Genomic DNA, 23,340 nt, shown 5'->3' with positions numbered 1-23,340 from the left:
CATTCGCGGACGGCCTCGCGGCGGGATCGTCTCGACGGTCCTGCCACCCTCCGCGTCATCCCGGACTCTCGGCTGCGCCGAGCCCCGGGATGGCACCGAGAATGTCAGGTGCGCTGCGGAAACGGACCGTCCTCGTCAGCACGGCCCAGGTGCCGCCTCACGCGGCCTTGCGCCCGAAGAACTCCGCCACGGCGATCCCGCCCAGCACCAGCGCGAGGGCCGCCGCCTCGACGACGCCGAAGGATTCGCCCACCAGCCCGACCGCCAGCATCGCTCCGAAGACCGGCACCAGGTTGTTGAACAGGCCGGCGCGGTTCGGCCCGATCGTCTCGACCCCGCGCATGTAGGCGAGCTGCGCCACCAGCGAGGGCCCCAGCGCCGTGAAGGCGATCAGCGCCCAGCCGGCGGCGCCGGGCCAGAGGATCCGGCCGCTCGCCCATTCGCCGATCAGCAGCGGCATCGAGGTGGCCCAGGCCGCCACCGCCATGGCGGCGAAGAAGGCCAGGGCCGGCACCGCCGGCCGCGAGGGGAGGGCGATGGTGTAGCCGGCGTAGAACAGGCAGGCCAGCAGGACCAGGAGGTCGCCGCGATTGACATCGAGGGCGGCGAGCCGTGCGAGGTCGCCGTGGCTGGCCACCAGCACCACCCCGGCGAGGGTGATGGCGGAGCCGAGGATCTGGCCGGGCCGCACGGAGACGCCGCGGACCAGGAAGTTGAGGACGAGCACCAGGACCGGGATCGTGCCCTCGATCAGGGACAGGTTGACGGCGCTGGTCAGCGCTCCCGCCTCGTAGGTCAGGGCGTTGAAGCCGGTATAGCCGACGCCGCCCATCAGCAGGATCATCGGCCAGTGCGCCAGAAGCGTGCGCCGGTGCGCCCAGGTCTCGCGCCCGGCGACCAGGGCGATCGCCGTCAGCGCGATCGACCAGCGCAGGGCGACCAGGGCCTGCGGCGAGACGAGGCCGACCGCCACCTTGCTCGCCACCGCGTTGCCGGCCCAGAGCAGGGTCGCGAAGGCGAGGAGCGCGTAGGCGGCTGCGGCCGAGCGGCCGTCTCTCACGCAAACTCCTTCACGCCGAATCCTTCACGCCAGGGCCATCAGGAAGCGCTCGATCAGCTCCAGGGCCCGCTGGGTCATGGCGAGGTTGTAGCGGATGAAGACGTGGCACCCCCCGGTATAGACCGAGGTGTAGCCGCCGTTGTTGGCCGCGGCCCAGCGCATCGACATGAACAGGGTGTCGTCGAGGAGGGGATCGCGGGTGCCGACCGAGAACAGGGCCGGCGGCAGGCCGGCGAGGTCGGCGTAGAGCGGCGAGACGTCCGGCGAGCGCCGGGCGACGCCCTCGGGCACGAAGCCGTCGGCGAAGCGGCGTATGTCGGTGGAGTTGAGCACCAGGCGCTCGTCGCCCCAGTTGCGGGCGCTCGCGGTGACGCCGAGGTCGTAGAGGCCGGAAAACAGGTTGGCGCCCCGGAAGGCCTTGGGCAGCCGGTGGCGGTCGCGCAGGCGCAGCAGCGTCATCACGCTCAGGTGCGCGCCGACCGACTCGCCGCCGATGGTCAGCGCCTCGATCCCGAACAGCTTGCGGCCCTCGTGGTAGAGCCAGAGCGCTGCCGCCTCGCAATCGTCGATCGGGGCGGGATAGGGGTGCTCGGGCGCCAGCCGGTACTCGACCGAGACGCAGACGAAGCCGCAGCGCTCGGCGATGCGCTCGAGCCACGGGTCCTGCTCGTCGGACCCGCCCCAGACCCAGCCGCCGGAATGGATGTGCAGGTAGGCGCCCCGGGCCTTCCGCTGCGGCCGGATCACCCGCAGGGTGAGCGGCCCGCCGGGGCCGGGGATCGTCATCGTCTCGGCCCGGGCGCTGCGGGGCATCGCCGGATAGGCGAGGCTGCCGCGGCGGCGGCGCTCGCGCACCTCATCCACCGGCATGGACCAGGGATCCGGCGCCTGGGCCTGGGCGGCGATGATCTCCCGGTTCAGCCGGTCGGCGTCGGGGTCGGTTTTCGCCGGGTCGAAGAGCGCGTGGTCGATCATGCTCGGGGTATCAATCTCGCGGCGCTGCGCCGCCGGTGCAGGTGGCGGAGCGTCTCGGGGTTGCGGGTGGGCCGCCCTCCGGCCCGACAGGTGCGGTCACGCATCTTGGGATAGTCCGGGAAGGTTGCCATCTCAGGTCCGGATTGCCAAACGGTGCAATGCGTCAGCCTGCGCCGGGTTTCGCCGAAACCGTGGCAATTGTGCAACGGGTGAGCCGCATTCCGAAACGGCAGGGTCGCGAGGCAGCATGAGCGAGCAGAGATTCCACCGTCCCTTCGGCGGGCAAGGACCGGGCGGCCAGGGCCCGTCCGGCTACGATCCGGGCCCCGGCGGCTACCGGGAGGGCCGGTCCTCCGGCCTGCACCGCTTCCTCGGCGGCTCGCCCGGCGCGGTGCTGGTGCGGCTGGTGTTCCTGTCGCTCCTCGTCGGGGCCGGCATGGCGATGCTCGGGGTCACGCCCGGTCTGCTCTTCGCCCAGGCCTACGACACGATCCAGTCGCTGCTGACCCTCGGCTTCGAGACCTTCCACGATGCCGGCCGCTGGTTCGTCGCCGGCGCCGTGGTGGTGGTGCCGCTCTGGCTCCTGTCGCGCGTCTTCGCCCGCAGCCGCTGAGCGGGGCGTCCGATGATCGCCGCCGCAAGTCCGGACGTCACGCATCGCCGCATCCTGGCGCTCGCCGGGCCGATGACGCTCGCCAACGTCACGACGCCGCTCCTCGGCCTCGTCGGGACGGCGGTGGTCGGGCGGCTCGGCGACGCGGCCCTGCTCGGCGCCCTGGCGCTGGGGGCGGTGATCTTCGACTATCTGTTCTGGACCTTCGGCGCCCTGCGCATGGCGACCGCCGGCCTCACCGCGCAGGCGACCGGGGCCGGGGACCGCCCGGAGGTCGACCGGGCGCTTGCCCGGGCGCTGACCGTCGCGCTCGCCGTCGGCCTCGCGATGGTGGCGTTGCAGGAACCGCTGGCGGCGGCGGCCTTCCGGCTGTTCGGCGCCAGCCCGGCGGTGAATGCGGCGCTCGCCGGCTATTTCGGGGTGCGGATCTGGTGCGCGCCGTTCACGCTGGCGAACTACGCCATCCTCGGCTCGACCCTCGGGCGCGGCCGCACCGATCTCGGCCTCGGCCTCCAGGTCGCGATCAACGTCGTCAATGTCTGCCTCACGCTCCTGTTCGTCCTCGGGCTCGGCCACGGCGTCGCCGGGGCGGCGCTGGCGACCGTGCTGGCGGAGGTGGCCGGCACGCTCCTCGGCCTCCTGGTGCTGCGCCGCCTCGGCGCCCGGCCCTGGCGCGTGCCGCTTCCCGAGATCGTCGAGCGGGCCGGCCTCATCCGGATGCTGTCGGTCAACGGCGACGTGATGGTGCGCACCCTCGCCCTCATCACGGCGCTCGCCCTGTTCTCCGGCCTCGGCGCCAGGGACGGCGACGTGACCCTGGCGGCGAACGCCGTCCTGCAGAACCTCTTCCTCATCGGCAGCTTCTTCCTCGACGGCTTCGCCACGGCGGCGGAGGTCCTGTGCGGCCAGGCGCTCGGGGCCCGCGACGAGGGCGCCTTCCGGGGCGCGGTGCGGCTGTGCTTGGGCTGGTGCCTCGGCTTCGCCCTCGCGGTCTCGGGCCTGTTCCTGGCGCTCGGCGGCCCGTTCATCGACGCGGTCACCTCCGCGCCGGAGGTACGGGCCTTCGCGCGCGACTACCTCGTCTACGCCGCCCTGACGCCGCTCGCGGCGGCGGCCGCCTTCGCGTTCGACGGGGTCTATATCGGGGCGACCTGGACCCGGGCGATGCGCAACCTGATGCTGGCGGCGCTCGCCGTCGATGCCGCGATGCTGGCGCTGACGCGCGACCTCGGCAATGCCGGCCTGTGGCTCGCCATGCTGGCCTTCCTGGCTGCCCGCGGCCTCGGCCAGGCCCTGCTCTACCCCCGGCTCGCGGCCGGCGCCTTTCCACGGCTGCGGGGCGCCGTGCCCGCAGGAGCGACCCGATGAGCCAGGCAAAGCATCCGGCCGGGAGCGAGGCCGTTCGGATCACCGGCGGTTGCCGCTGCGGCGGCGTGCGCTACGAGGCCGAGGGCGAGCCCTGGAACCTCACGATCTGCCACTGCCTCGATTGCCGCGGCGCCACCGGCGCCCCGATGGTCGGCTGGCTCACCGTGCGGCGCGAGGCCTGCCGCCTCACCGGTCGCCCGACCTGGTTCCGCTCCAGCGCGCGGGCGGAGCGCGCCGTCTGCCCGGCCTGCTTCACGCATCTCGCCTACCGGGCCGACGACCTGCCGGACGAGATCGACCTGACCCTGGCGAGCCTCGACGCGCCGGAGCGCTTCCCGCCGCGCGACCACGTCTGGGTCTCCCGCCGCCTGTCCTGGGTCACGCTGCCGGATGGGCTGCCGGCCTACCCTCGGGCGCGGGACGAGGCCTGACCCTCGCGTGCTCCCCACCGCCGCTTCACGAGACCGAATCCCGCAATGACGACGGCGGACCCGACCGCAGACCGCGAGACCGATACCCCGTTCCTGCCGACCCGCGCGGTCGACGACCAGGGAATCTGCACCTTCAACCACACCATCGACCTGCCCAGTCACGGCACCGTGCCGGGCGCCTGGGACCTGCGGGCGGGGCTCGACGCATATCTCGGCCACGTCGCCGTGGCGGGCAAGCGCGTGCTCGATTTCGGCGCCACCAGCGGCTTCCTCGGCTTCGCCATGGAGGCGCGCGGCGCCGAGGTGGTGGCCTTCGACTTCGCCGGCGAGGCGTGCTGGGAGATGGTGCCGTATCCGGACTTCGAGCGTGCGGTGATCGCCCCGGAGATCCGCAACCACCTGCGCCGGTTCGAGAATGCCTGGTGGTACAGCCATGCGGCGCTGAACTCCCGGGCCGTGCGGGCCGGCGGCTCGCTCTACGCGGTGCCGGAGGCGGTCGGCCCGGTCGACGTCGCAGTGCTTGGCAACGCGCTGACGCGCCTGCGCGACCCGTTCCGGGCCCTCCACGGCGCGCTGCGGCTCACCCGAGAGACCGTGGTGGTCACCGAGATGCTGCCGAAATCGCTGCAGTTCCTGCGCTTCCTGCCGCGCGGCATCGGCCTGCCGATGTTCCTTCTGCCCCGCACCGACCAGCGCATCCGCTTCGACGCCTGGTGGACCATCGCGCCGACGACGATGCAGGAATTGCTGGCGATCCTCGGCTTCGGCGAATCGGCGGTGACGTATCATCGCCAGATGCTGCTCGGGCAGAAGCGGCTCTGCTACACCGTGGTGGCGCGGCGCACCGAGCCGACGAATCCGGAATTGTGAGGCGACGGGACGGGCGGTGCGCCTGGCGCAGTCGAACCCGTCCCCTTCTGCGGGGGCGGGTGGCCCGGCCGTGAGGCCCGGGTCGGGAGAGGGGAGGGTTACGCGCCGCTCGACGGGTGCGCTTCACGCCGTCCGGGCCAGCTCCCCGGCATCGCGCCCGACGATCGCGCCGAGGCTGCGGATCCCCTCCCGCTCCATCCGCCGCACCAGACCGGCCTTGATCTCGCCGACCAGGCCCGGCCCGGCATAGACCAGGGCGGAGTAGAGCTGGATCAGGCTGGCGCCGGCCCGGATCTTGGCCCAGGCGGCCTCCGCCGAATCGACCCCGCCGACGCCGATCAGCGGCAGCGCGGCGCCGACGCGAAGATAGGTCTCGGCGAGGAGCCGCGTCGCGGGCGAGAAGAGCGGCCGGCCGGACAGCCCGCCGGTCTCGGCCCTGGCCTCTCCCCTGAGGCTCGCCGGCCGCGCCACGGTGGTGTTCGAGACCACGAGCGCGTCGATGCCCCGGCGCCGGGCGGTGGCCGTCATCGCGTCGAGCCCGTCGAGGCCGATATCGGGGGCGATCTTGAGCAGCACCGCGGTGCCGGCGCCGGCTTCGTCCCGGGCCTCCACCACCCGGGCGAGCAGGTCGTCGAGGAAGGCCTCGCCCTGGAGGTCGCGCAGGCCGGGCGTGTTGGGCGAGGAGACGTTGACGGTGATGAAATCGACGAGGCCGGCCAGGGCGCGGGTGCAGGCGACGTAGTCCGCCAGCCGGTCCGTCGCGTCCTTGTTGGCCCCGATATTGACCCCGACGATCCCGGGCCGGCCCTGCCGGGCGGCGAGCCGCGCCCGCACCACGTCGAGCCCCTCGCTGTTGAGGCCGAACCGGTTGATCACCGCCCCGTCCTCCGGCAGCCGGAAGACCCGCGGGCGCGGGTTGCCGGGCTGCGGCCGGGGCACCACCCCGCCGACCTCGACGAAGCCGAAGCCGAGCCCGAGCAGGGCGTCCGGCGCCTGCGCGCCCTTGTCGAACCCCGCCGCCAGACCGACCGGATTGGAAAATTTTCTTGATATAACGGTTACGCAGAGGCGGGGGTCGTCGGCCGGCGGATCCCGCAGGGGAAGCCGCGCGAGTGCCCCAACGGTCAAGGTGTGAGCGGTCTCGGCATCGAGGGCGTGGAGCAGGGGGCGGACGAGCGGAAAGAGGGCCTGGATCACGGTCAACCCTCGATGAAACTTGGAAAAATATGATTTCCACCGGGGCCCAGAGGCAGCGGCGCGGCGCTTTTGACGGCAGAGAGCGGCAGGGGGCCGTAGAGGTGCGGGAACAGTGCCCCGCCCCGGGACGGCTCGTAGCGCAAGGCGCCGCCGAGCGCCGCCGCGTCGACCGCGACCAGAAGAAGATTATCCTGTCCCGAGAAGTGCTTGGCAGCCGTTTCGGGGGCTTGCGCGGCCGTCGAGAAATGGATGTAGCCGTCCGCGAGATCGACCGGCGCACCGTCGAAACGGCCGGCGGCCTCGGCTTCCCGCCACAGGGGCACAGGGCATATCTTGTAGATCACGGTCACGGGTGCCGCTTGCCTCCTCGACGGGGTCACCGGGCGAGCGATAGCGACGCCGGGACGAGGCGGCAACGCCGTTGCCTTTCGGCAAGGGTTCGGTAGTTTACATTTGTTAGTTCGGTGGTGAACGCCCGCCCGCGTCAGGCCAGGTCCCCCATGCTGTCCCACGAGCAAATCTGGTCCGCGATCGATCACCTCGCCCAGCGTAACAACCTGACGGCGTCCGGCCTCGCCAAGCGCGCCGGGCTCGACGCGATGAGCTTCAACCGTTCGAAGCGAATCAGCCCCGACGGGCGCAAGCGCTGGCCCTCGACCGAATCGGTCGCCAAGATCCTGGCCGCCACCGGTTCCACGCTCGACGATTTCCTGCGCATGATCGGCCCGCGGACCTCCGACGCACGCATCGTGGTGCCGCTGATCGCCAGCGAGAACGCCACCGGCCAGATCGGCGCCAACGGCCTGCCGGGCAACGGCAGTGCGGTCCAGGAGATGGAGGTCCCGGGCTTCGGGCAGGAGAGCTGCTTTGCCATCGAGGCGCGGGGCGGCGCCCTGACGCCGCTGTATCGGGACGGCGACGTGCTGCTGGTCTCGGCCACCGCCGCGATGCGCAAGGGCGACCGGGTGGTCACCTGCCTGGGAGACGGCGGCATCCTGGCCGCCGAGCTGAAGCGCCGCACCACGCGGGCCGCCGAGCTGAGCGCCCCCATCCCCGGCGGACCCGACCGGGTGATCCCGGCCGCCGACATCGCCTGGATGGCCCGGGTGATGTGGGTGCGGCAATGATACGAAGTCCGGAAGATCCGTTCCGGACTTCGTATCACCAGCCCGCGCGGCGTCTCAGCGAAGCCGAAATCCGCCTTGCAACGCGATCGGGTCGGATTTCGTAGGACGGACGTGCGCCTCGCCACCGACAGGTCGGCGGCGAGGCGTTCGGCGTATCAGCGCCGGCGCAAGGTGGAGAACACCTTGCGGCCTTGGCCAGCGCCTCCGAACGGGGCCGTTCGAAGGCGCCGCGGTCGAGGGTCGCCTACTCCGCCGCCTGCCGCCCGCGCCACTGTGTCAGAAGGGCTCTCAGCGCCGCCGGCTTGAGCGGCTTGCCCAGCACCTGGACCCGCTGCGCGGCGGCCGCGTCGCGCACGTCCGGCGAGCGGTCGGCGGTCAGCAGCACCGCCGGGATGTCGGCGGCCAGCGCCGCACGGAGACCCGCGATCAGGTCGAGCCCGGTGCCCTGGTCGAGGTGGTAATCGGCCACGATCACGTCGGGGCGAAGTGCGCCGCCGAGCACCAGGGCCAGCGCCTCGCTCAGCGAGCCGGCGGTGTGCAGCGCGCAGCCCCAGCTGCCGACCAGCACCCGCATCCCGTCGACGATCGCCGGCTCGTTGTCGACCGCCAGCACCGTGAGGCCGGCGAGCGGCACGGTGGCGGGGCGGGGCGCCTCTCCCTGCGCCTCGAGCGCCGGCCGCAGGGGGGCGCCCGGCACCGCGACCGAGAAGGCCGAGCCGCGGCCGGGCGTCGAGGCGAGCGTCACCGGATGGTCGAGGAGCCGCGCCGCCCGCTCGACGATCGACAGGCCCAGGCCGAGGCCGCGGGCGACCCGCGCGCCCTGGTCGAGGCGCTGGAACTCGCGGAAGACCAGCTTCTGCTGCGCCGCCGGGATGCCGAGGCCGCTATCGCAGACCATCAGCACCACCCGGTCGCCCTGCCGCCGGGCGCCGACGAGGACGCGTCCCTTCGGCGTGTACTTGATCGCGTTCGAGACCAGGTTGTGCAGCAGCCGGCGCAGCAATTGCCGGTCGGAGCGCAGGGCCAGCGACGACGGCATCACGGTCAGGTCCAGGCCCTTCTCCTGCGCCATCGGACCAAATTCGCGCTGCACCTGGCGAAAGAGGTCGGAGACCCGCACGATCGAGAGCTGGGGCCTGAGCGCCCCGGTATCGAGACGGGAGATCTCGAGGAGGGCCGTCAGGATCTCCTCGACGGCGTCGAGGGAGGCGTCGACGTTCTCGGCCAGCGTCGGGTCGGTGGTCCGGTCGCGCTCGACGAGGGCGCTGGCATAGAGCCGTGCCGCGTTGAGCGGCTGGAGGATGTCGTGGCTCGCCGCCGCGAGGAAGCGGGTCTTCGAGGCGTTGGCCTCCTCGGCCTCGGCCTTGGCACGGGTCAGCGCGGCGTTGAGGCGGGTCAGCTCCTCGGTGCGCTCGCGCACCCGGGTCTCCAGCTCCTCGTTGAGGCGGGTGCGGGCCTCCTCGGCGGCGACCGAATCGGTCACGTCGGTATAGGTCGCCACCACGCCGCCGTTCGGCAGCAGGTTGGCGCGGATCTCGATCACCCGGCCGCTCGGATGCAGCCGCAAGCGCTGCGGCCCGGATTCGAGGCGGAAGGCGGCGATGCGCTCGCGCACCAGGGTGTCGGCGTCCCGCGCCCCGTAGGCGCCGCGCCCGGCATTGAAGCGCACGATCGCCTCCAGCCCGATGCCGGTCTGGATCATGTCCGGCGGCAGGTCGTAGAGGTCGGCGAAGGCGCGGTTCCAGACGATCAGCTTCATGTCGCGGTCGAAGACCGTGATGCCCTGCTTGGCGTGATCGAGGCCGTGCTGGAGGACGTCGCGGCTGTATTGGAACGCCGCCGAGGCGTCGTCGAGGAGCTTCAGCGCCGCCTTCGGCGAGACGTTGCGCCGGCGCAGGAGCAGCGACAGGGCGAGGCGAGCCGAGGCGGCGCCGATCGCCGAGGCGAGCAGGTGCTCGGCGTGGCGCAGCTCCGGCAGGCCCGCCACCGCGTCGTCCCGCAGGGGCCGGCCCTGCCCCTGCGCGAACTCCTCGAAGGCCCGCACCGCCCGCTCCTCGCCGAGGAAGCGCGCCACCGTGGCGCGCAATTCCGCCAGCGTCACGGCACTGCGGAACAGACGGAAGCTCGGCGCGACCGGGCCGGCCTCGTCGAGATTCGACACCTGCCCGAAGGCCTCGGCCTGCAGGCGCTCGATCGCCGTCGGGGCGCGCCGCAGGGAGAAGCCGATATAGGCCAGCGTGTTGAGGCCGAGGCTCCAGAGCGTGCCGTGGACGAGGCGGGGGAAGTCGTCGACCCCCATCAGGGCCGTCGGGCTCAACGCCTCGATGCCGAACGGCCCGTCGGCGATCAGCGCGGCCGCCCAGCCGTCGCCGGTGACGAGGCTCGGCAGCAGCAGGGTGTAGAGCCAGACCGCGAAGCCGACGACGAGCCCGGCCGCCGCCCCGGCGCCGGTGCCGCGCCCCCAGTACAAGGCGCCGACGAAGGCCGGGGCGATCTGCGCCACCGCCGCGAAGGAGAGGAGCCCGATCGAGGCGAGTGCCACCTCGCCGGCGATCCGCGAATAGACGTAGGCGACCAGCACCACCGCGACGATCGCGATGCGTCGCACCACCAGCACGTAGCCGCCGAGATCCGGGGCTCCGGGCTCCGGGGACGGGGAGGCGCCGGCCACCAGGTTCCGCCGCCGCAGCGCGACCGGGATAACGAGGTGGTTCGAGATCATGATCGCCACCGCGACCGATTCGACGATCACCATCGCGGTCGCCGCCGAGAGGCCGCCGATGAAGGCGATCAGCGCGATGCCGTCGGCCCGCTCGTGCAGGGGCAGCGCCAGCACGGTCATGTCGCGCTGCACCGTGCCCTCCGGGAACAGCGCGAGGCCGGCGAGCGCCAACGGCACCACGAACAGGTTGATGAGGACGAGGTAGAGCGGGAAGGTCCAGGCCGCCCGGCGGATATCGGCGACCGAGCGGTTCTCCACCACCGCCATGTGGAACTGGCGCGGCAGCAGCAGCACGGCGGCGGCCGAGAGCAGGGTCTGCACGATCAGCGTCGCCGGGCCGGAGGTCTGCCCGGCGAGCGTCCCGAGCCCGTGCACGGCGCTTGAGGAGGCCGGCAGGTCGCGCAGCATCCAGCCGACCACGAAGCCGCCGACGGTGAGGAAGGCGAGCAGCTTGACGAGGGATTCGAGCGCCACCGCCAGGGTCAGCCCGTCCTGGTGCTCGGTGGCGTCGGCGTGGCGGGTGCCGAAGGCGACCGCGAAGCCCGCCAGCACGAGCGCCACGAACAGACCGAGATCGCCCAGCATGTCGGCCGGCGCCCCGACCCCGTCGGTGGCGCGCAGGAAGACCTGGAGCGAGGCCGCCACCGCGCGCAATTGCAGGGCGATGTAGGGCACCGCGCCCACCACCGAGATCAGGCAGACCAGGGCGGCGATGCGCTCGCTCTTGCCGTAGCGGGCGGCGATGAAGTCTGCGATCGAGGTCGAGTTCTGGGCCTTGGCGATCCGCACCACCCGGGCGACGATCCGATAGCCGAGGCCGACCACCAGGATCGGGCCGATATAGATCGTCAGGAAGTCGAGCCCGGCATGGCTGGCGAGCCCCACGGAGCCGAAGAAGGTCCAGGAGGTGCAATAGACTGCCAGCGACAGGGCGTAGATCGTCGGCCGCACCCGCGCGTCGCGCATCAGGGTCCGCCCGGCGACGTCGCCCCAATGGGCCACCGCGAACAGGGCGCAGATATAGACGAGGGCCGCCAGCACCACCGTCCAGCCCGCGATCATCGGCGTCGTCCATCCCGGGCCCGGGCGAGGCCCGGGCGTTGCGCATGTCCGGGGCTTTAGAGCATGTGGGGGGCGTAAGCACGCCCCCGGATGTCGCTCAGCCGTGGCAGGCGCAGCCGGCGTGGTCGCAGCCGGCATGGTGGGGATGGCCTTCGGCGCATTCCTCGCAGCAGAAGGCCTTGCCGTCGCGCGACACGGCCTTCGTGGTCGGGACGACGCAGACGCAATCCTCGCAGGCGCACTTCACGGTCTCGGTGGTGGGGCTGGTCATGATCCGGGTTCCTCTTCGTGCGGGTGGCCGTGCTCGTGCGGCTCGGTAAGGTGGGCGACCATGTTGCGCAGCACGTCGCGCATGTGATCGTCGTCGATCGCGTAGGCGACGTGCCGGCCGTGGCGGACCGCCCGCAGGATGCGGGCTGTCCGCAGCAGGCGCAGGTGATGCGAGGTCAGCGATTGCGACAGGTTCAGCGCCTCGCCGATCTCGCCGACCGTGCACTCCGTCTCGAGGCAGGCGAGCACGATGCGCAGGCGGTTCGGCTCGCCGAGGAGCCGGAACACCTCCGCGACATCCGCGACCTGCTCGGGCGCCAGGGGTCGCACGCTGATCTCTTCCTCAACACATGAGCACGTATTCATGTGTTGCTGACGCGGAGGCAGATGTCAAGGCAGGGTCGTCTGCCGGGGGCCTGCAAGCTCCGAACGCGAACGACCCCGCGGCGCCGTGGGCACCGCGGGGTCGAGGAGAGGCACCGACGACGTGGGACGCGGCGTGCGAGAGGGCTCCGGTCAGGCGACCGCGCGCGAGCGCATCAGTTCCGCGCCGTTCCCGATCACCCGGGTGTAGAGCGAGGAATAGCCGTCGGCGGCCTTGTCCCAGCCGAACTCGCGGGACATGGCGCTGCGGCGCATCGCACCGAGGCGGCGCTTCGACGCGAAGGCATCGAAGGCGCGGCGAATCGCGCCGCTCAGGCCCTTGAGCGAGGACTCGCCGAACAGGAAGCCGGTGACGCCGTCCTCGACCGTGTCGGCGAGGCCGCCGGTGCGATGGGCGATCGGCAGCGAGCCGAAGCGCTGGGCGTACATCTGGGCAAGGCCGCAGGGCTCGAAGCGCGAGGGCATCAGCAGGAAGTCGCTGCCGGCGAACATCCGGTGGGCGTCGGTCTCCTCGAAGCCGACCCGCACCCCGACCGCGCCGGGATGGCGCCGGGCGAGGTCGAGGAAGGCGGCCTCGAAACGGGGCTCGCCCTGGCCGGTCACGACGAGCTGCCCGCCCTCGGCGACGATCGACTCGGCCGCCGCCAGCGTCAGGTCCACGCCCTTCTGGTGCACGAGGCGCGACACGATGGCGAAGAGAGGGCCCCGCGAGACGCCGAGGCCGAAGCGGGTGCGCACCGCGTCGGCATTGGCGCGCTTGCCCTTCCAGTCGTCGGGCTCGAACCGGGTGGCGAGGAGCGGATCGGTGCGGGGATCCCAGCTCTCGTCGATGCCGTTGAGGATGCCGGCGAGCCGGCCCTGGTGGGCGCGGGTGCGCAACAGGCCGTCGAGGCCGCAGCCGAATTCCGGCGTGGTGATCTCGTGGGCGTAGGTCTCGCTGACCGTGGTGACGTGGGAGGCGTAGAACAGGCCGGCCTTGAGGAAGGACAGCTTGCCGTAGAACTCGACGCCGTCGATGTGGAAGGCGCTTTCCGGCACGCCGAGGCGGCCGAGGTTCTCCCACGGGAACAGGCCCTGATAGGCGAGGTTGTGGATGGTCAGCACGGTCGGCGTGCGCAGGCCGCGCCAGGCCAGGTAGGCCGGCGCAAGAGCCGTCTGCCAGTCGTTGAGGTGCAGGAGGTCGGCCCGCCATTCCGGGTCGATGCCCTGGGCAAGCTCGACCGCCGCGAGGCTGAGCCGGCCGAAGCGCAGGTCGTTGTCGGAGAAGTCGGCGCCCTGGTCGCCGTAGGGCGAGCCGTCGCGCTCGTAGAGGTCGGCGGAGAGGATGACGTAGACCGGCAGCCCGTCTCCGGTCTCGATCAGGCCGAGGTCGCAGGGCGGCATCTCGGCGCTGCCGGGCAGGTGGGCGACCACCGGGATGTCGGGATGACGCTCGACGACCTGACGGTAGCCGGGGATCAGGATGCGCACGTCGTAATGCTGGCGCAGGGCCCGGGGGAGGGAGGCCGCGACCTCGCCGAGGCCGCCGGTCTTGATGAAATCCGCCATCTCGGGCGTGGCGTAGAGGATCCGCGGCTTGAGCGAGCCGCGCAAGCTCTCGACGGCGCCCCGCGGGGAGCCGCCAGACGGCATTGCCGGCGCAAGGGAAGCCGACCGTGCCGACGCCGGAAATGTCATGAAGAGCCCCCACGCCGCGAGCCGGACGGATTGCGAGCGGACGATGCCGCGGCGTACTGCCACGACAACGCGCTGATCCCGCCGAGGTTCCAGTGCACTGCACAATATCATGGCGATCCGGGGCGGCAAGAAAAATTTACGTAGATCGGAAGAGAAAATCTCGATTCTTGCCGCGCCGCAAAGCTGTACCGCATCGTACGCGGAGCTTAGGCGGGTAAAGTCCGGATCAGCCCTCGGCCCCCGGAGCGCGCCGGACGAGCACCAGCGCCTCGTCTCCCGCGAGTGCGAAATACCCGTCCTGTGGACCCTCGCCGCGCCGGCCGCCGGCGCTCGAGAGCAGCACCTCCCAGCCCGATTCGGGCGGCACCTCGGTGGTGCAAGCCTCGTGCCCGAAATTGAGCGCGACGCGCACGACCTCGTCGCCGTGCCACCGCTCGTAGACCAGGACGTCACCCGACACCGACACCGCCCGGTAGGCGCCGATGCTGAGCGCCGGATGCTCGCGCCGGAGCGCGATCAGGCGCCGGTGCAGGGTCAGGATCGAAGTCGGGTTGTCGCGCAAGGTCTCGACGTTGCCGGTCTGGGCCTGCGGATCGAGGGGCAGCCAGGGCTCGACGGTGGAGAAGCCGGCATGGGGGCCGGGCACCCATTGCATCGGCGTGCGCTCCGGGTCGCGGCCGCGGCCGGGCTCGTTGTGCTCCCAGGGGTCGCGCACCCGCTCGGGCGGGATCGGCACCCGGCCGAGCCCGATCTCGTCGCCGTAATAGAGCGTCGGCGTGCCCCGCAGGGTGAGGAGCAGCACGGCGGCCACGCGGCCCTGCGCGTCGCCGACCCGCGCGGCGATGCGCGGCTGGTCGTGGTTGCCCAGCACCCAGTTCGGCCAGCCGCCCGCGGGCAGGGCCGCCTCGTACTCAGCCACCAGGTCTGCCACGGCCTTGGCGTGCCACGGCGTCTGGATCAGCTGGAAGTTGAACGGCAGGTGCGCGCCCGACAGGTCGGTGCCGTAATAGGCGACCAGCCGCTCCAGCGGCAGGTAGATCTCGCCGATCAGGACGCGGGCGTCGTATGCGTCGAGCACCGCCCGCATCTCGGCGATGACCTGCATCACCTCGGGCTGGTCGGCGGAGTGGATCTGGAGCAGGCTGTTGATCTCGGGCTCGCCCGGCCGGTAATCCGGGTTGACCGGATTGTCGCGCAGGAGCCCGTCCTTCATCAGGTGCCAGATCACGTCGACCCGGAAGCCGTCGACGCCGCGGTCGAGCCAGAAGCGCAGCACGTCCATCATCGCGGCGCGGACCTGCGGGTTGCGCCAGTTGAGGTCGGGCTGCTCGCGCAGGAAGGCGTGGTAGTAGTATTGCCCGGTCGCCGGATCGAGGGTCCAGGCCGGGCCGCCGAAATTGCTGATCCAGTTGTTGGGCGGCCCGCCGTCGGCGGCCGGATCGCGCCAGATGTACCAGTCGCGCTTCGGGTTGTCGCGCGAGGCCCTCGCCTCGCGGAACCACGGATGCTCCTCCGAGGTGTGGTTCGGCACGAAATCCATGATCACCCGCAGGCGCCGGCGATGCGCCTCCGCGACCAGGGCGTCGAAATCGGCGAGCGTGCCGAAGAGCGGGTCGATGTCGCAGTAATCCGAGACGTCGTAGCCGTAATCGGCCATCGGCGAGCGGCAGACCGGCGACAGCCACAGGGCGTCGACCCCGAGCCAGGCCAGGTAGTCGAGGCGGGCCGTCACGCCCTTGATGTCGCCGACGCCGTCGCCGTTCGTGTCCTGGAACGAGCGCGGATAGACCTGGTAGACGACCCCCGCCTTCCACCACAATTCGCCGGCCAGCAGCCGGGCCGGCGCCGCCTGTGGGCCTGCGGGCTTCACGTCGTCGGTCATGCTGCGCGCTCCTCGGTCATGCTGCGCTTGCCGTCGGCGCCCATTGGGCGCAATGGAATTGTGTGATGGGGTTGAGCGGGCGGGCGCCTGCCCCTATAGTAGGGCGCGCGACGGCGGCGCCCTCCGGGAAGCCGGCCCGCCGCGATCGGTTTCGTGCCTCCGCTCGCGCGAAGCCGCGATTGTGGCCCGCCTGCATCACCGGCGGCCGCGACATCGCGAGACGACGGACCGGCAGGGAGGAGGCGCGCGAGCGCCCGGGCCGGGAGCATCGGACCGGCGGGGTTCCGCCCGAAGGACGGTGCGACGGCACTCACAGGTCCGCCCGCAGGTTAGACCGAAGGTGCAACCCTGCTCTGACGGTCGGCCCTTCCCCTAGGGTACCACTAACCCTAAGGTCCGACCTGCGGGCGACCTCGAAAGCGTTCACACTCGCTTCAGGCCGTTTCGCCAAAATCAAGTCTCGTTTCCGTGAGACGTGTCGGGACAGCAACACGCGGTCATTCGCGTGCCCAAGCCTGTCGCGGCGTCTCGACATCGCCGTTTCACAGCCACACGATGCTGCCGTGGCCAAAGGTTTGCTGCACAGCACGCGACGCGAGATCGCGCTGCAGCAAAACGAGACCTGCGGCAGGGAAGGGGGTTCCAAGGTGCTGAACGAAGCTATTCTGCCCGGTCGCCAGCGCGACGAGACGCGGCAAGACGCGGCCCGCCGCGAATCCGAGGCTCCGCGCTCCTGGATGCCGCAGGCGGCGCCCGCCGCCCCCGCGGGCGACGAGGTCACGGTCATGCGCACCGCGATCCTGGCCAAGCTCGCCTATGGCTTGGGCAAGACGCCCGCGACCGCCCGCGACCGCGACTGGTTCGTGGCGACGGCGCTGGCCCTGCGCGACCGGGCGGTGGCCGCCAGCGCCATCTCGGCCGGGATCGTGCCGCCCAAGCGCGTGCACTACCTCTCCCTCGAATTCCTGATCGGCCGCCTTCTCTCCGACGCGATGGGCAATCTCGGCGTCGCCGAGACCGTGCGGGCGGCTCTGGCCGGCCTCGACGTCGATCTCGACGCGGTGGCGGGCGCCGAGCCCGACGCGGCGCTCGGCAATGGCGGCCTCGGCCGGCTCGCCGCCTGCTTCATGGAGAGCATGGCGAGCCTCGCGATCCCCGCCTACGGCTACGGCATCCGCTACGATCACGGCCTGTTCCGGCAGGTGATCGAGGACGGCGTGCAGCGCGAGGTGCCGGAGACCTGGCTCGCCGAGGGCAATCCCTGGGAGTTCGAGCGGGCGGAAGCGACTTGCGAGGTCGGCTTCGGCGGTGACGTGGCGATGAGCGTCCAGCCGGACGGCACCCTGCGCCGGGTCTGGCGCCCGGCCGAGACGGTGCGCGCCGTGCCCTACGACACCCCGGTGATCGGTCGCGGCGCCAAGCACGTCAACGCCTTGCGCCTCTGGGCCGCCCGCGCGCCCGAGGCGATCGACCTCGCCCGCTTCAACGCCGGCGACCATGTCGGCGCGGTGGCCGAGCGCGCCCGGGCCGAGGCGATCTCGCGGGTGCTCTACCCCAGCGACGGGACGCCGGCCGGCCAGGAGCTGCGCCTGCGCCAGGAATTCTTCTTCACCTCGGCCTCGCTCCAGGATCTGGTGCGCCGCCACGTCGCCGAGCGCGGCGACCTGCGCTCGCTGCCCGACCACGCGGCGATCCAGCTCAACGACACCCACCCGGCCATCGCCGTGCCGGAGCTGATGCGGCTCCTCGTCGACGTGCACGGACTTGCCTGGGAGGATGCCTGGCACGTCACCACCCAGACGCTCGGCTACACCAACCACACCCTGATGCCGGAGGCCCTGGAGACCTGGCCGGTGGAGCTGATGGAGCGGCTGCTGCCGCGCCACATGCAGATCATCTACCTGATCAACTGGATGCACCTCGAGGAGGTGTCGAAGCACGGCACGTCGCCCGAGACGCTGGCCGAGGTCTCGCTGATCGACGAGAGCCACGGCAAGCGGGTCCGCATGGGCCATCTCGCCTTCCTGGGCGCCCGCCGCGTGAACGGCGTCTCGGCGCTCCACACCGAGCTCATGCGCCAGACGGTGTTCGCGCCGCTCCACGCCCTCGATACCGACAAGATCGTCAACAAGACCAACGGCATCACCTTCCGGCGCTGGCTCCACAACGCCAATCCGGGCCTCACCCGCCTCGCCGTCGAGGCGGTCGGCACGAAGGTGCTCGACGATCCGCGTCACCTCGAGGGGCTTGCCGCCCTCGCCGAGGATGCCGGCTTCCAGGAGCGCTACGCGGCGGTGCGCCGGGAGCGCAAGCAAGCACTCGCCCGCGTCGTCGAGGACCGCACCGGGATCACCCTCGATCCGGAGGCGCTGTTCGACGTCCAGATCAAGCGCATCCACGAGTACAAGCGCCAGCTCCTCAACATCCTGGAGACGGTCGCGCTCTACCAGGCGATCAAGGCCGAGCCGCACCGCGACTGGACGCCCCGGGTCAAGCTCTTCGCCGGCAAGGCGGCGCCGAGCTACACCCAGGCCAAGCTGATCATCCGGCTCGCCAGCGACGTCGCCAAGCGCGTCAATTCCGATCCGGACGTGGCCGGACGCCTGACGGTGGCCTTCGTGCCGAACTACTCGGTGAGCCTCGCCGAATCGATCATCCCGGCCGCCGACCTGTCGGAGCAGATCTCGACCGCCGGCCTCGAAGCCTCGGGCACCGGCAACATGAAGCTGGCGCTCAACGGCGCGCTCACCATCGGCACGCTCGACGGCGCCAATATCGAGATCAAGGACCATGTCGGTCCCGACAATATCTTCATCTTCGGCCTCGACGCGGCCGGGGTGCAGCGCACGCAGAGCCAGCCCGGCTATGCCGGCCGCGCCATCGCGGCCTCGCCCCGCCTGCGCGCCGCCCTCGACATGATCGCCGCGGGCGGGTTCTCCCCCGAGGAGCCGGGCCGGTTCCGCCCGCTGGTCGACGAGCTCAGCCACGGCGACCGCTTCCTGCTCACCGCCGATTTCGACGATTACTGGCGCGCCCAGCGCGAGGTCGACGCGGCTTGGCGCCGGCCCAAGACCTGGTGGAAGTCGGCGATCCTCAACACCGCCCGGACGGCGTGGTTCTCGTCGGACCGGACGATGCGGGAATACGCCGAAGAGATCTGGCGGGTGCGGGTGGGCTGACGCGGCCGGACCGTGTGACGAAAGACAGAAAGCCCCGCGGCGTGAGCCGCAGGGCTTTCTTTGTCGAGGAACCTCCGTCCAGGACAGAGACCATGCACGTCCACACCTCACCCGCGTCATTCCGGGCTCCGCTGCGCGGCCCCGGAATGACATGGAGGGTGATGGACCCCGTAGAGAGTGAGCTACGCCGCCGGGATGTACTGGTACGTCCAGGTCTCGCTCAGCGTTTCGTCCCCCCGGCGCAGGAACAGCCGCAGCTCCACCGGCTCCGCCCCCGTCACCGCCAGGTCGAACTCGGCCCGCCAATGGCCCGGCACGTCGTCCGGTACCGCCTCGGTGCGAGCGAGCGAGAAGGTGCCGCGGGAGGCGGTGAGCACCGGTTCGGGCTTCACCCCGGCGGGCAGGCGGCCCAGGGGCTCGCCGAGGAACTCCACCACGAACTTGCGCACGCCCTTCGGCCGGTCGGTGCCGGCCTGGCCGCCATTGCCCTCGCGGGTCGCGACGACGCGGGCGAGGTTGCTCGGGTAGGGTTCGCCCGCGACCCAGTGCAGGCGGTAAGCGAGGTCGTGCGAGGAGCCGGCGCGAGCCGGTTCCGCCGGCACCCACATCGCCACCACGTTGTCGTGGATCTCGTCGTCGGTGGCATTCTCGACCAGCTGGACGCTGCCCTTGCCCCAGTCACCGAGCGGCTCGACCCAGAGCGAGGGCCGACGGTCGTAATAGACGCCGTCCTGGTAGTGGTCGAACAGGCGGTCGCGCTGCATCAGGCCGAAGCCGCGCGGGCGTTCGTCCGAGAAGGCCGAGACCATGGTGCGGGGCGGGTTGCGCAACGGGCGCCAGATCCGCTCGCCGGTGCCGGTCCAGAGGGCGAGGCCGTCGGAATCGTGCACCTCCGGGCGCCAGTCCACGGCGGTGGGCTTGGCGGTCTCGGAGAACCAGTACATCGAGGTGAGCGGTGCTAGGCCGAAGCGGCCGACATCCTTGCGCAGGTGCAGGCTCGCCTCGATGTCCATCACCACCGACTTGGTGCGGCGCATCGTGAAGCGGTAGGCGCCGGCGGCCGAGGGGCCGTCGAGCAGGGTCAGCACCGTGACGGTGTCGGACTCCGCCGCCGGGGTCTCGAACCAGACATGGGTGAAGTCCGGGAACTCCTCCGGCCGGTCCGGCATCACCGTGTCGAGGGCCAGCCCCCGGGCCGAGAGGCCGTACTGGTAGAGTTCGCCGATCGCCCGGAAATACGAGGCGCCGAGGAAAGCGACCCAGTCGTTGCGGCGCCAGTCGAGGGGGCCGCCGCGGCGCTCTTGGAAGCGGAAACCGGCAAAGCCCGGATTCGGCGGCAGACGCCGGGCCGGCGAATCCGCCGGCATCTCGAAGGCGGCCGGATCGTAGATGATCTCCCGCGCCTGGCCCCCCTCGACCACATGCATCCGCACCGGCTTCTGGAAGTAGCGCCCGAGATGGAAGAACGTGACCGGGAAGGCGCTCGGGCCCTCGGCCCAGAGCGCGTGGTCGGGCTTGAACTTCAGCTTGCCGTGGGCATCGTAATCGATCGCCTGCAACACGTCGCGGTCGGGGATCGCCGGGGCCGCGTAGGGCCGGGCGGCCATCTCCCTGGCCCTCGCCTTGAGGCTGTCGAAGCTGAAGGCTTCCGGCTTTCCGAGGGGCAGCTCGGCGCTCCAACCTGAAGAGCCGGAGCCGAGCAGGAGCGCGGCGCCGGCGAGCAGCGTGCGGCGGTCGATCATCGGTGCGCCCTTAGCGGATCGGCTCGATGCTGGTGGCCCGGCGCCAGAGCTGGACCATGATATAGAGGGCCATCAGGCTGAACAGCACCATCAGCACGTGGCCGACGGTGTCGCCGAGCTCGAAGATTCCGGCGAGCGCCCAGCCCGCCGCGATCGCCACCGCGAACACCTCGACGCCGACCAGCACCATGATGCTGAGGATGGTGACGAGGCTGCGGGGCTTGAGGGATCCTGATGCGGGCACGCGGCCTGACCCTTGTCCTGTGTGGCGGGCGACGGGCGCCAGGCGGCGCCTATCGTTTCATGGCTGCGGGGACTAGCCTGAACCGCGGGGCCGGCGCAACCGCGCACCCCCCACATCGCCGTATCGTAACGTTACGGTAAGCTCAGAGACACCGACAGCGCCGAGATGCCCGAGACCCCCGTCTTCTCCCGCGCCGCCTGCGCGGCCCCCCACCATCTCGCGGCCGAGGCCGGCCGGGCGATCCTCGACGAGGGCGGCAACGCCGTCGAGGCGATGCTCGCCATGGCGGCGACCATCGCGGTGGTCTATCCCCACATGAACGGCCTCGGCGGCGACGGCTTCTGGCTGATCCGCGGGCCGAGCGGCGTCGTGCGGGCGATCGAGGCCTGCGGGCCGGCCGGCAGCCTCGCCACCATCCGGCGCTACCGCGACAAGGGCTACGACACGATCCCCGAGCGCGGGCCCGACGCGGCGCTCACGGTGGCCGGCGCCGTTGGCGGCTGGGCGCTCGCCCACGGCATCGCCCGCGACCTCGGCGGGCGCCTGCCCCTCCGCCTGCTGCTCACCGACGCGGTCCGGCACGCCCGCGAGGGCGTCGCGGTCTCGGCCTCGGAGGCCCGCTACGTGCCGAAGGAACTCGACACGCTCCACGACCAGCCGGGCTTTCGCGAGACATATCTTGTCGACGGCCAGCCGCCGACGGCCGGGACCAAGCGGGCGCTGCCGGCTCTGGCCGCCACCCTGGAGCAGCTCGGCCACGCCGGCCTGGAGGATTTCTACCGCGGCGATATCGGCCGCGAGATCGCCGCCGACCTCGAACGGGCCGGCAGCCCGGTCACCCGCGCCGACATCGAGCGCTACCGGGCGGTGTCGCGGGCGCCGCTCTCGCTGAAAGTCTCAGGCGCCACACTCTACAATTGCCCGCCGCCGAGCCAGGGCCTCGCCGCCCTCCTGATCCTCGGCCTCTACGAGCGGCTGGGCGCCATCCGGCCCGAGACGGCGGCCCATTATCACGGCCTGATCGAGGCGACGAAGCGGGCCTTCCGGATCCGCGACGCGGTGGTGACGGACTTCGACCGCCTGCGCCACGAGCCCGCGCGCTTCCTGACGCCGGAGCGCCTGGAAGCCGAGGCCGCGATGATCCGGATGGACCGGGCCTCTCCCTATCCCGTCCGCCCGGTCGGCGACGGCGACACGGTGTGGATGGGGGCGATCGACGGGAACGGGGTCGCCGTCTCGTACATCCAGTCGGTCTATTGGGAGTTCGGCTCGGGCGTCGTGCTGCCTCGCACCGGCCTCACCTGGCAGAATCGCGGCGTCGCCTTCTCCCTCGATCCGAAGGCGGTCAATCCGCTGGAGCCGGGGCGGCGGCCGTTCCACACCCTCAACCCGGCCCTCGCCGTCCTCGCCGACGGGCGGGTGCTCTCCTACGGCAGCATGGGCGGCGACGGGCAGCCGCAATTCCAGGCCCAGGTCTTCACCCGCTACGCGACCTACGGGATGGGTGTCGCGGAGGCGGTGGACGCGCCGCGTTTCCTGTTCGGCCGGACCTGGGGCGCCGAATCGATGAGCGTGAAGGTCGAGGACCGGTTCGAGTCCTCCTGCATCGCCGCGCTCACCCGGATGGGCCACGAGGTCGAGGAACTGGGCGGGTCGTACATCGATTCGCTGGGACATGCCGGCCTGCTGGTGCGCCACCCCGGCAACGGGCGGGTCGAGGCGACGCATGATCCGCGGTCGGATGGGGCGGCGGCGGGAATCTAGGTCCTGCCGGAACTCTGTTCTCGTCTCTCGGCGTATTTCCCCTGAGGGAATTCTCGTGGCGACGGTTTAGCCGAGACACGAAGCAGCCAAGACACGAAGGGCCCGACGCCTCCCGGCGCCGAGCCCTTCGCGAACCGACTTCCATGGCCCTCAGCGCGGCGCGCGCTTGGCCAGGATCCGCTGCAACGTGCGCCGGTGCATGTTGAGACGGCGCGCCGTCTCCGAGACGTTGCGGCCGCACAGCTCGTAGACGCGCTGGATGTGCTCCCAGCGCACCCGGTCGGCCGACATCGGGTTCTCGGGCGGATCGGCCCGCTCGCCGGGCTCGGCCATCAGGGTGCCGTGGATCTCGTCGGCATCGGCGGGCTTGGCGAGGTAGTCGAAGGCACCGAGCTTCACGGCGGTCACCGCGGTGGCGATGTTGCCGTAGCCGGTGAGGATCACGCCGCGGGCCTCGGGCCGGCGCTCCTTGAGGCGGGCGATCACGTCGAGGCCGTTGCCGTCGCCGAGCCGCATGTCGATCACCGCGAAGGCGGGCGGCTGCGCGTCGACCGCCGACACGCCCTCGGCCACGCTCTCGGCGACGTGCACCTTGTAGCCGCGTGCCTCCATGGCCCGGGCGAGGCGGGTCGAGAACGGCTTGTCGTCATCCACGATCAGCAGGCTGCGGTCGGCGTGGTTGAGGAGGGCGTCGCCTTCCGGGATGGTGCCGGCCGAGGCCTCCGGGCTGAGTGTTCCATACTGCGTCATCAAACGACGCTCCTCCAGCTTTC

At 71.5% G+C, this 23,340-nt stretch carries 19 protein-coding genes; 7 read left to right on the top strand and 12 right to left on the bottom strand.

Annotated elements, in window-relative coordinates; all coding sequences use genetic code 11:
* Positions 1-157 precede the first annotated feature (157 nt).
* Positions 158-1,060 (bottom strand): DMT family transporter, encoded by a 903-nt coding sequence (locus G4G93_RS20630; protein ID WP_312892160.1) that lies wholly within the window; start codon positions 1,058-1,060, stop codon positions 158-160.
* A gap of 24 nt (positions 1,061-1,084) precedes the next feature.
* On the bottom strand, positions 1,085-2,035 hold the full coding sequence (locus G4G93_RS20625; RefSeq protein WP_165086757.1) for an alpha/beta hydrolase: 951 nt from the start codon (positions 2,033-2,035) through the stop codon (positions 1,085-1,087).
* 247 nt (positions 2,036-2,282) lie between these two features.
* Here G4G93_RS20625 and G4G93_RS20620 point away from each other — a divergent pair, with 247 nt between their 5' ends.
* Genes G4G93_RS20620 through G4G93_RS20605 form a run of 4 tightly spaced genes read left to right on the top strand, consistent with a single transcriptional unit; the run spans position 2,283 to position 5,317 of the window.
* Complete coding sequence (locus tag G4G93_RS20620) at positions 2,283-2,648, top strand: DUF6460 domain-containing protein (protein WP_165086756.1); 366 nt, start codon at positions 2,283-2,285, stop codon at positions 2,646-2,648.
* 12 nt (positions 2,649-2,660) lie between these two features.
* Positions 2,661-4,016, top strand: a complete 1,356-nt coding sequence (locus tag G4G93_RS20615; RefSeq protein ID WP_165086754.1) for an MATE family efflux transporter — start codon at positions 2,661-2,663, stop codon at positions 4,014-4,016.
* Complete coding sequence (locus G4G93_RS20610) at positions 4,013-4,447, top strand: GFA family protein (RefSeq protein WP_165086753.1); 435 nt, start codon at positions 4,013-4,015, stop codon at positions 4,445-4,447. Before G4G93_RS20615 ends, G4G93_RS20610 begins: the two co-directional genes overlap by 4 nt.
* A gap of 45 nt (positions 4,448-4,492) precedes the next feature.
* Positions 4,493-5,317: a bifunctional 2-polyprenyl-6-hydroxyphenol methylase/3-demethylubiquinol 3-O-methyltransferase UbiG gene (locus G4G93_RS20605; protein WP_165086751.1), complete on the top strand. Its 825-nt coding sequence runs from the start codon at positions 4,493-4,495 to the stop codon at positions 5,315-5,317.
* Positions 5,318-5,440: 123 nt separating this feature from the next.
* On the opposite strand, the gene G4G93_RS20600 is transcribed toward G4G93_RS20605, so the two are convergent.
* Together G4G93_RS20600 and G4G93_RS20595 are read right to left on the bottom strand one after the other, a co-directional pair.
* The gene (locus G4G93_RS20600) at positions 5,441-6,514 is read right to left on the bottom strand and encodes a quinone-dependent dihydroorotate dehydrogenase (protein ID WP_165086750.1); all 1,074 of its coding nucleotides are present in this window, start codon (positions 6,512-6,514) and stop codon (positions 5,441-5,443) included.
* 2 nt (positions 6,515-6,516) lie between these two features.
* Positions 6,517-6,864, bottom strand: coding sequence for a DUF952 domain-containing protein (locus G4G93_RS20595; protein ID WP_165086748.1), 348 nt, complete (start codon positions 6,862-6,864; stop codon positions 6,517-6,519).
* Positions 6,865-7,014: 150 nt separating this feature from the next.
* On the opposite strand from G4G93_RS20595, the gene G4G93_RS20590 reads away from it, so the two are divergent.
* Positions 7,015-7,641, top strand: a complete 627-nt coding sequence (locus G4G93_RS20590) for a helix-turn-helix transcriptional regulator (RefSeq protein ID WP_165086746.1) — start codon at positions 7,015-7,017, stop codon at positions 7,639-7,641.
* A gap of 244 nt (positions 7,642-7,885) precedes the next feature.
* Here the strand turns inward: G4G93_RS20590 and G4G93_RS20585 are convergent, their stop codons facing one another.
* The 5 genes from G4G93_RS20585 to G4G93_RS20565 form a co-directional block, all read right to left on the bottom strand.
* Complete coding sequence (locus tag G4G93_RS20585) at positions 7,886-11,425, bottom strand: NahK/ErcS family hybrid sensor histidine kinase/response regulator (RefSeq protein ID WP_165086744.1); 3,540 nt, start codon at positions 11,423-11,425, stop codon at positions 7,886-7,888.
* Between the two features lie 97 nt (positions 11,426-11,522).
* Positions 11,523-11,696, bottom strand: coding sequence for a metallothionein (locus G4G93_RS20580; RefSeq protein ID WP_165086743.1), 174 nt, complete (start codon positions 11,694-11,696; stop codon positions 11,523-11,525).
* Entirely contained in the window at positions 11,693-12,025 is a 333-nt protein-coding gene (locus G4G93_RS20575; protein ID WP_312892157.1) for a metalloregulator ArsR/SmtB family transcription factor, read from the bottom strand. Before G4G93_RS20575 ends, G4G93_RS20580 begins: the two co-directional genes overlap by 4 nt.
* Positions 12,026-12,211: 186 nt before the next feature.
* The gene (glgA, locus tag G4G93_RS20570) at positions 12,212-13,711 is read right to left on the bottom strand and encodes a glycogen synthase GlgA (RefSeq protein WP_165086740.1); all 1,500 of its coding nucleotides are present in this window, start codon (positions 13,709-13,711) and stop codon (positions 12,212-12,214) included.
* Positions 13,712-13,982: 271 nt separating this feature from the next.
* A complete protein-coding gene (locus tag G4G93_RS20565) occupies positions 13,983-15,587 on the bottom strand; it encodes an alpha-amylase family glycosyl hydrolase (protein WP_165086878.1) in 1,605 nt (534 codons plus the stop codon).
* A gap of 698 nt (positions 15,588-16,285) precedes the next feature.
* On the opposite strand from G4G93_RS20565, the gene G4G93_RS20560 reads away from it, so the two are divergent.
* Positions 16,286-18,817: a glycogen/starch/alpha-glucan phosphorylase gene (locus G4G93_RS20560; RefSeq protein WP_165086877.1), complete on the top strand. Its 2,532-nt coding sequence runs from the start codon at positions 16,286-16,288 to the stop codon at positions 18,815-18,817.
* Between the two features lie 182 nt (positions 18,818-18,999).
* Here the strand turns inward: G4G93_RS20560 and G4G93_RS20555 are convergent, their stop codons facing one another.
* Both G4G93_RS20555 and G4G93_RS20550 read right to left on the bottom strand, forming a co-directional pair.
* Complete coding sequence (locus G4G93_RS20555; protein WP_165086738.1) at positions 19,000-20,559, bottom strand: glucan biosynthesis protein; 1,560 nt, start codon at positions 20,557-20,559, stop codon at positions 19,000-19,002.
* Positions 20,560-20,569: 10 nt separating this feature from the next.
* The gene (locus tag G4G93_RS20550) at positions 20,570-20,749 is read right to left on the bottom strand and encodes a hypothetical protein (protein ID WP_165086876.1); all 180 of its coding nucleotides are present in this window, start codon (positions 20,747-20,749) and stop codon (positions 20,570-20,572) included.
* Between the two features lie 219 nt (positions 20,750-20,968).
* On the opposite strand from G4G93_RS20550, the gene G4G93_RS20545 reads away from it, so the two are divergent.
* The gene (locus tag G4G93_RS20545) at positions 20,969-22,567 is read left to right on the top strand and encodes a gamma-glutamyltransferase family protein (RefSeq protein ID WP_165086737.1); all 1,599 of its coding nucleotides are present in this window, start codon (positions 20,969-20,971) and stop codon (positions 22,565-22,567) included.
* 150 nt (positions 22,568-22,717) lie between these two features.
* Here the strand turns inward: G4G93_RS20545 and G4G93_RS20540 are convergent, their stop codons facing one another.
* Positions 22,718-23,317: an ActR/PrrA/RegA family redox response regulator transcription factor gene (locus G4G93_RS20540; RefSeq protein ID WP_139038717.1), complete on the bottom strand. Its 600-nt coding sequence runs from the start codon at positions 23,315-23,317 to the stop codon at positions 22,718-22,720.
* Positions 23,318-23,340: the final 23 nt, after the last annotated feature.

Origin of the sequence: Methylobacterium sp. DB0501 (assembly GCF_011043735.1) — a bacterium.
Taxonomy (GTDB): Bacteria; Pseudomonadota; Alphaproteobacteria; order Rhizobiales; family Beijerinckiaceae; genus Methylobacterium; species Methylobacterium alsaeris.
This window is presented reverse-complemented; position numbering and strand designations above follow the sequence as displayed.

Bases quoted from the DNA above. Each gene is read 5' to 3' on its own strand.
- G4G93_RS20545 (WP_165086737.1), top strand. From the start codon at position 20,969: ATGCCCGAGACCCCCGTCTTCTCCCGCGCCGCCTGCGCGGCCCCCCAC.
- G4G93_RS20555 (WP_165086738.1), bottom strand. From the start codon at position 20,559: ATGATCGACCGCCGCACGCTGCTCGCCGGCGCCGCGCTCCTGCTCGGC.
- G4G93_RS20590 (WP_165086746.1), top strand. From the start codon at position 7,015: ATGCTGTCCCACGAGCAAATCTGGTCCGCGATCGATCACCTCGCCCAG.
- G4G93_RS20610 (WP_165086753.1), top strand. From the start codon at position 4,013: ATGAGCCAGGCAAAGCATCCGGCCGGGAGCGAGGCCGTTCGGATCACC.
- G4G93_RS20580 (WP_165086743.1), bottom strand. From the start codon at position 11,696: ATGACCAGCCCCACCACCGAGACCGTGAAGTGCGCCTGCGAGGATTGC.
- glgA (WP_165086740.1), bottom strand. From the start codon at position 13,711: ATGCCGTCTGGCGGCTCCCCGCGGGGCGCCGTCGAGAGCTTGCGCGGC.
- G4G93_RS20625 (WP_165086757.1), bottom strand. From the start codon at position 2,035: ATGATCGACCACGCGCTCTTCGACCCGGCGAAAACCGACCCCGACGCC.
- G4G93_RS20620 (WP_165086756.1), top strand. From the start codon at position 2,283: ATGAGCGAGCAGAGATTCCACCGTCCCTTCGGCGGGCAAGGACCGGGC.
- G4G93_RS20550 (WP_165086876.1), bottom strand. From the start codon at position 20,749: ATGGTGCTGGTCGGCGTCGAGGTGTTCGCGGTGGCGATCGCGGCGGGC.
- G4G93_RS20615 (WP_165086754.1), top strand. From the start codon at position 2,661: ATGATCGCCGCCGCAAGTCCGGACGTCACGCATCGCCGCATCCTGGCG.
- G4G93_RS20540 (WP_139038717.1), bottom strand. From the start codon at position 23,317: ATGACGCAGTATGGAACACTCAGCCCGGAGGCCTCGGCCGGCACCATC.
- G4G93_RS20605 (WP_165086751.1), top strand. From the start codon at position 4,493: ATGACGACGGCGGACCCGACCGCAGACCGCGAGACCGATACCCCGTTC.
- G4G93_RS20585 (WP_165086744.1), bottom strand. From the start codon at position 11,425: ATGATCGCGGGCTGGACGGTGGTGCTGGCGGCCCTCGTCTATATCTGC.